Source organism: Sodalis-like endosymbiont of Proechinophthirus fluctus (genome assembly GCF_001602625.1).
Lineage (GTDB): Bacteria > Pseudomonadota > Gammaproteobacteria > Enterobacterales > Enterobacteriaceae.
Map to the genome: position 1 here is coordinate 346 of NZ_LECR01000003.1, position 2,576 is coordinate 2,921.

Here is a 2,576-nt window from a genome sequence, read left to right on the forward strand (position 1 = left end):
TGCGATCAATCAGCCCGGTAGTATCGAGTTTAATATTGCCCCAGACGTGGCTGCGCATACCGGAATCTTTTAATTCCTGGGAAAAGGTAATCCCGGAGCGGCCTTGTTGCAACGAAGCCAGGACTTCTTTTTGGTCGTTACCGATACTTGATAATATCCCCAGGCCGGTAATCACAGCACGTTTCATTTAATACCTCTTGAATAATATTTGAGTTTCGATCACGCACTTTAGCTTACGACGCACTTTAGCTTACAGATGTAAGCTAAACAAGCCCGACCAGTAGATGTTAGCAAAATTTGCACTGGAAAGCCCGCGTCGCTAGAATTATGCCACTTTCCCTGCCGTGAACCGCCACTCTATTATACCTGCCGCCGTAGTGTGCTGGAACGAACAAGATACATCTGTATTCCCAAAATTTGATGACATTTACTTTTCCAATCAGGATGGTCCCCCCCTGGCTGAAACTTGCCGTGTTTTTCTCAATAGAAACAGCTTTACCGCCCGCTTTAGCCGTCATTCGCGCCCAGTCTTCGTGGTGGCAGAAACCGGGTTTAGCATCGACCTCAATTTTTGGTGTTATAGCAAGCTTTTGCCCAACCATTTACCAGCAACAGCCAATAACAGGCGCACGGCGTCTGCATTTCATCAGCTTTGAGAAATTCCCGCTAGGTCCGGAGGACTTACGTAGCGTGCTTGAGCCGTGGGAAGATCTAGCGTCATTGGTACGCGAACTGTAAACCCTCTGTACGCAGCCTTTTTCCGGGTATCAATGTCTGGTGCTGACGTAGGGCCGAGTCATTCTCGATATCAGCTTCGGCAATGTCAACGCATGATTCTGGAGCTGGATTTCCAGCCTTGGCTATCATACCTAGTTTCTCGATGGCGCCGTGCCGGAGAAAAACCTCGATATATGGCGAGAAACGCTGTTTGCTGCCATAGCCAGGTTAGCGGCACCTACACAGGTAATTTCGCTACCTTTACCACCGCCGATTTTGTTCGCCGCGAGCTTCAGCAGGCCGGATTCGCCGTAGCGAAGGTTTGGAGGATTCGGCTGTATGCGGGAGATATTTATTGGCACGTGCTTGCCGCGTCCCCATCCCCGGCGGCGCACCCTGGTATGCCCATCCCACGATTGTTTCTCCCAATGATGTGGCAATTATCGGCCTTGGTAATGCCAGACATTGCCTGGGTGCCAGTTATCAGCGAGGCGACGCTGGTAAGGATTATCGTGAAAGCGAATAGCAGCAAAATCTGCAGCGGCTGCGGGATTGCCTGCCGGAGGCACCTTGGCTGGATAAGGTGGATCAGCGGCCAGCAGGCGTGTTGCGGCGTACATAACGCGGTCCACAGCGCGCTGATAGAGGGTTTGCCACATCGTGTGCCTACACCCGGCTATGCAGCACCTCCGGAGTATACTCTCCGTTCTGTTCGGTTTCCACGATCGCCAGCGTCAGGTGACCGCGCAGATAGCCGCCGGAGAACAGTTTATCATCACTGATATACTCAACCATTTCGTCAATCTGCGCTAGAATGCGTGCTTCAAAATCCGCGATCATACTCATCCTCTTGGTGATGTTGTAATATTATTCGTTAAGTTCTAATGGAAAAGGGGTACTGCCCTTTGCGCTAGCGGTGGCTTGTAATAATAGCAATACAGCGTCTGTATAAATGCCGCCGCCTGGCGTGGCCCTTACCTCACCCCATTTTCCAGATTCAATCTGACCTGTGCACATGCACCTGCCGCTGGAATAAAATGCGATCAGGATCTCAGTCTCCATTGAGATTATCGCAGCTGACATGAAAAGGGAGGTCGGTGGCGCGACGCAAAACATCTACTCCAGCGCCCGCGTGCCTGCGGTTTAATTTCGGTGCTCTCAAACCATTCCTGCGTGTTGGCATCATGCCAGTCAGGACAATGTCAGGACAATAATAAGTAGCCGAAATTAACCAAAAGCCGTCAGCAGCGAGCGCCAGCAATGCACCAATGGGCTATTTCGTGTAGCGCGCTGGTATGAATAGCTGTGGGAGAAAATGATGCGATGATAGGGCGCCATGTCGTCGGTGAATAAATAATAAGGCATCTTCGATGCTGTTAATTAACGGTGTATTCAGCGTGTCGGCGAAACAGCCGTCGAAGGCGTTAATATAACTGCTGATAATAATGGGTTTGAATGGACATTCTTTACCTTATACAGCCACACAGCCAGCCAGTGTGCAATATTGGTACCGTGATTGTCATAAATCAGTTTAATACTCACCAGCAGCGACACTGCCAAGATCATCAGCCGGATCAACTACTACCCTTTCGCCAGCACCTTGCGGGGCACCGAGCTTGTGCCCCCAGAATTTGCCCCGCCAGCATCGCCCGACCGACCCCGCCCATATCACTTTTCCCGAGAGGACAAACAGCACTAGATATCCTAAATTATAATTAAAATTCATAAAGTTGTAGTGTTTAGTGGCGAGGTTATGCCCGCTTAGCATAACAAAGGCCAGCGCGTAAAATGAACTGGCGCCGGGCCCAAAAAAACCATCGTAAAAAACCACGCAGCCGTCAGCCCACCACCAGGGCGAA

At 50.6% G+C, this 2,576-nt stretch carries 2 protein-coding genes and 4 pseudogenes; 2 read left to right on the forward strand and 4 right to left on the reverse strand.

Annotation, left to right across the window (positions count from 1 at the left end):
* Positions 1 to 187: pseudogene (locus BG74_RS00290) on the reverse strand (beta-ketoacyl-ACP synthase I); the annotation flags it as partial.
* 724 nt (positions 188 to 911) lie between these two features.
* On the opposite strand from BG74_RS00290, the pseudogene BG74_RS19245 reads away from it, so the two are divergent.
* Both BG74_RS19245 and BG74_RS11990 read left to right on the forward strand, forming a co-directional pair.
* Positions 912 to 1,028 (forward strand): annotated as a pseudogene (locus tag BG74_RS19245) (MnmC family methyltransferase); the annotation flags it as partial.
* 44 nt (positions 1,029 to 1,072) lie between these two features.
* Positions 1,073 to 1,243, forward strand: coding sequence for a hypothetical protein (locus BG74_RS11990; protein WP_187202447.1), 171 nt, complete (start codon positions 1,073 to 1,075; stop codon positions 1,241 to 1,243).
* A gap of 143 nt (positions 1,244 to 1,386) precedes the next feature.
* Here the strand turns inward: BG74_RS11990 and BG74_RS09695 are convergent.
* From BG74_RS09695 to BG74_RS15325, 3 genes and pseudogenes are all read right to left on the reverse strand, one after another.
* A pseudogene (locus BG74_RS09695) lies at positions 1,387 to 1,557 on the reverse strand (YfcL family protein); the annotation flags it as partial.
* Between the two features lie 401 nt (positions 1,558 to 1,958).
* A complete protein-coding gene (locus tag BG74_RS15320) occupies positions 1,959 to 2,075 on the reverse strand; it encodes an elongation factor P hydroxylase (RefSeq protein WP_369678476.1) in 117 nt (38 codons plus the stop codon).
* A 121-nt stretch (positions 2,076 to 2,196) separates the two neighbouring features.
* Positions 2,197 to 2,576: pseudogene (locus tag BG74_RS15325) on the reverse strand (TSUP family transporter); the annotation flags it as partial.